We start from the raw sequence: 3,857 nt of genomic DNA, 5'->3' as shown, positions 1-3,857 counted from the left end.
CTCTTCTCTATACGTTCTTCTGCTTCTCTTACTAAAAATGACATTTTGCCTCCTCTTTCGTATGTACTTATCTTTTCATTCTATCATATATGTTTCTTTCTGCCTATTATGCAATGGTCTTTTGTATATTGTTATATCTTCATATTTATTACACAGCAACATATGATGCTTGATAATATTACGATTTTTAGCACGAGAAAAGCCAAGAAAAGTGGTAGATTAACTGCCTACAATCCTTGGCTGAGGTACCGAAAAAGCATTAAGCTAATTCAAAAGTTTATAGCTTATCCTAAAGGTTATGATGTTTGAGGCGTAGGTGTAGGTGGAGGTGTACTACTTTGAAGACCTTTACAAACATCAGTGGCAGTTCCTGATCCAGCAGTATTAGATAAAAATGAAACTAGTGTATTTGCTCCAAATAGAACGCCCATACCAACCGCAACTGCTATGGCAACACCCCAAGTAATTTTTCCTAAGAACAAACCTATTGCCGTAGATATAATAACAAGGGTAGCTATTGTTTTTCCAGTTGCTCCCTGAGCGACTGAAATTACGTTGCAAAGTACTTGAGCAATTCCAGTTCCTGCATCAGTAGAAGCATCTGCGCGTGAATTAGTACTGAGTAAAAAGTTCATAGAAAAGATCATCAAAGAAATGACCATTATTTTTTTAAAATTTAACAACATCTTGCCTACTAAATTAAAGTTATATTAAATTAAACAGTAGCACAATGGTTATAGTTGGCAATATTTTTTTTAAAATTAATTTTGAGATCATTTATGGTTGGGATGGGAGGATTCGAACCTCCGCATGACGGTATCAAAAACCGTTGCCTTACCGCTTGGCTACATCCCAATGGAATATGTAGGTGATATTATATGCGAAATTATTTTTTTCAAGCATTTATTGATTATTTTATGTTATAAAAGCATTTTGAATGCACTAGATAATTTTTATGACTAGAAAAATAATTGAATATGGCTTTGATGAATTGAAAAAAGTGTCGCATGAAATTGGTAAAATGTTATTAAAGAGCAAAGTACTATTATTATATGGTGACTTGGGATCGGGTAAAACAACTTTTACCAAAAGTATTGTTGAAAATCTAGGAGGAGATCCACTAAATGTAACAAGCCCAACATTCAATTTAGTGCACATTTATGATGTTAAGAAATTTAAAATTTGGCATTTTGATTTGTACAGAATTAAATCTGAAAAAGAATTATTTAACATTGGAATTGAAGATGCTATGGAAAATGGAATTTTAATTATTGAGTGGGGTGAAATTGCGGAAAAATTGCTTAAGAAAAATTACTTGAGGGCACATATAAAATTTACTAATGATGAATTTAACAGAAGATTGATACTAGATTACTGATTTTACTTATTACATAGGCTATACTGTAAAAAAAGTAATAAATTTAATCTATGGTAATAAAAGTATAATATTGCTATATTAGCTTCATGCTATTTATTAATTAATGTGATGATACGTAGATTGTTTTTAAAATCTATCCTCCTATTAGTAATACTTATGACGTCATATTATTATGCTAAAAACAATGCTTATATGAAAAACATTGAAAATCATTTGCATAATGATTTTAAAAGCTTTGCTAGTTTGAAAAAAATTGATGTTTTAGGAAATAATTTATTGCTAAAAAAATCTATACTTGAATTAATCAATGTTAGGGTAGGGCAAAAGCTATATTTGATTTCTGCGAACGGCATTAGGGATAAATTGCTTAAATTAGATGAAATTAGTGATGTTAACGTCAATATAAATTACTCAGGACTAATAAAAATTACAATTAATGAACGTAAGCCATTTGCTATATGGTGGAATAAAAATTCGCCTTGGTTAATTGATGAAGAGGGCAATAAAATACTAAAAATAAAAGATGTGGATTCATATAAAAATTTGGTTATAATATTTGGACAAAATTTTAATGATAAGCTGAAAACGTTTCTTGATTTGTTAAAACCTTTTTCGTTGTATGGAAAAATTAAAAGCCTGCATTATATTGGTAATAGAAGATGGGACGTATATATTGAAGATAATATAGTGATTAAATTACCAGAAAATAATATTGCTAGTTCAATTAAAAAATCGGAAAGAGTGTTAAATAGTTTAAAATATAAGGATAAAATTGATATAATAGATTTAAGATTGTATCCAGAAAAGCTATTTTTAAGATTGAAAGATAAAGTATGATTAAAGGAAAAAATATAATTTCTATATTAGACATAGGCAGTACAAAAATAACTTGCTTTATAGTTAAGAGAATATATGCGGATAATTATGAAATTTTAGGAGTGTCGGAAACTGCTTCAGGTGGAGTTAAATCTGGTATGATTGTTAATTTGGAAATTGCAAAAAATGCTATAATCAAGTCAGTGGAAGTAGCAGAAAAAATGGCCGCCGTTAATATTAAAAATGTGTTTATAAGTCTTAATTCATCATTTCTTATTTCTGAAAGAAGTTCAGCAGATATAGTTCTTTCGAATCAAGAAGTTACTGTTAAAGATTTAAATAAGCTTTTGTTTAAAGTGCTGGGAAAATTTAGTAAGCAAGAGGTGGAGATTGTACATACTTTTCCATATGAATATATACTAGATGGGAATAGAGGTATATCGTATCCTCTGGGGCTTTATGGAAATAAGCTGACAGGATTTTTTCATATGGTAAGTGTGCCGATAAACTACACAGTAAATATTTCAAAGTGTCTTGAGCTATGCCAACTTAAAATTGAGGGTTATATATGCAGTGGATACGCTGCTGGGGTAGCATGCTTAAAAATTGAAGAAATGGAATTTGGTTGTGCATTAATTGAAATTAACGGTGCTTCATCAACAATCTCTTTGTTCGTTAATGATAAAATAATTTTTACGGATGGAGTGCCATATGGTGGCATAAATCTTGCAAAAGATATTGCCAAGGTGTTTAACTTAGATATGAAAATAGCTGAGAAAATTAAAAATAAACATGGTTCCATGATTAGGTCAGTTGGTGATTCGTCTGCTCAGGCTATAAAGGTTGATATGGATGTATCTTATGAAGATGAGTGTTTTATTAACCAAAATGAGCTTAATGATGTAATTATTGCAAGAATGCATGAAATATTAACATTGTTAAAAAATAAGCTACAAGATAACGATATGATGGAGTTAGTAAGTAAAGTAATATTTACAGGTGGATGTGCACAATCGATAGGGATAAAAGAATTAATAGAGGAAGTCTTTGAGGTAAAAGCGAGAATTGGCATACCTAATAATCAAGAGGGGATTCCTAGTAATTTTTTAAAGAGTAGCTTTTCCGCTCCGATAGGAATGTTAAGATGCATAGAAAATATGAATCACCATAAAAAGAATTTGCTTGAAGACAAAAATGGGGTTTTAAAATCAATTTGGGTATGGCTTAAAGAGAATTTTTAAATTTTTGACAATACTAGAATTTTATGAAAGACTGAAATCATACAGGGTGGATGTGTTAATTTAGTTCACCCATTATTTTGGTAATATGGGGGTGTACATGAGTTATCACAGTAAGGAGAATGTTCAAAAAAATTATGAAATTTCAATAGAAAAAGCGTGTAAAGTGTGCGAGAGCCATACTAATAAACATGGCAAAAATAGTGATTTAGAAGAACTTTGTTGCATAAATACCGCAAGTACCTTTTCTCAGTATTTTTAAGCAATACGGATTGTCTTAGGCATCCCAATACTTTTCATAATAAAGGCCGTTGCATAAATGCAAAGCAAGGAAGATATGCAATAAATGGATTTAAAAAATTAGATTCATATAAAGAAGAACGATAAGTTTGGTATAAAAGCTGATAGAATAATAGGAATTCAAG

The 3,857-nt window shown here is 30.2% G+C and carries 6 protein-coding genes and 1 tRNA gene; 5 read left to right on the top strand and 2 right to left on the bottom strand.

All coding sequences use genetic code 11. The annotated features are described in order from the left end of the window. Nucleotides 1-309 (top strand): hypothetical protein (locus L8D11_RS04005; RefSeq protein WP_236870385.1); only part of this gene is annotated, 309 nt, incomplete at its 5' end. Here the strand turns inward: L8D11_RS04005 and L8D11_RS04000 are convergent. Continuing rightward, on the bottom strand, nucleotides 297-662 hold the full coding sequence (locus L8D11_RS04000; protein WP_236870384.1) for a TrbC/VirB2 family protein: 366 nt from the start codon (nucleotides 660-662) through the stop codon (nucleotides 297-299). The genes L8D11_RS04005 and L8D11_RS04000 overlap by 13 nt on opposite strands. A 118-nt stretch (nucleotides 663-780) precedes the next feature. Further along, nucleotides 781-855 (bottom strand) — tRNA-Gln (locus L8D11_RS03995). A gap of 100 nt (nucleotides 856-955) precedes the next feature. On the opposite strand from L8D11_RS03995, the gene tsaE reads away from it, so the two are divergent. The 4 genes from tsaE to L8D11_RS03975 all read left to right on the top strand — a co-directional run bounded on the left by tsaE (nucleotide 956) and on the right by L8D11_RS03975 (nucleotide 3,694). Next, complete coding sequence (tsaE, locus tag L8D11_RS03990; RefSeq protein WP_236870383.1) at nucleotides 956-1,378, top strand: tRNA (adenosine(37)-N6)-threonylcarbamoyltransferase complex ATPase subunit type 1 TsaE; 423 nt, start codon at nucleotides 956-958, stop codon at nucleotides 1,376-1,378. Nucleotides 1,379-1,534: 156 nt separating this feature from the next. Continuing rightward, the gene (locus L8D11_RS03985) at nucleotides 1,535-2,215 is read left to right on the top strand and encodes a cell division protein FtsQ/DivIB (RefSeq protein ID WP_236870382.1); all 681 of its coding nucleotides are present in this window, start codon (nucleotides 1,535-1,537) and stop codon (nucleotides 2,213-2,215) included. Continuing rightward, a complete protein-coding gene (gene ftsA / locus L8D11_RS03980) occupies nucleotides 2,212-3,435 on the top strand; it encodes a cell division protein FtsA (RefSeq protein ID WP_236870381.1) in 1,224 nt (407 codons plus the stop codon). Before L8D11_RS03985 ends, ftsA begins: the two co-directional genes overlap by 4 nt. A gap of 97 nt (nucleotides 3,436-3,532) precedes the next feature. Continuing rightward, entirely contained in the window at nucleotides 3,533-3,694 is a 162-nt protein-coding gene (locus tag L8D11_RS03975) for a hypothetical protein (RefSeq protein WP_236870380.1), read from the top strand. The last annotated feature ends 163 nt before the right edge of the window (nucleotides 3,695-3,857 follow it).

It is taken from the genome of Candidatus Bandiella numerosa, assembly GCF_021811875.1.
Lineage (GTDB): Bacteria > Pseudomonadota > Alphaproteobacteria > Rickettsiales > Midichloriaceae > Aquirickettsia > Aquirickettsia numerosa_A.
Note: the sequence above shows the minus strand (reverse complement) of the source record. Positions and strands in the feature narration are given on the sequence as shown.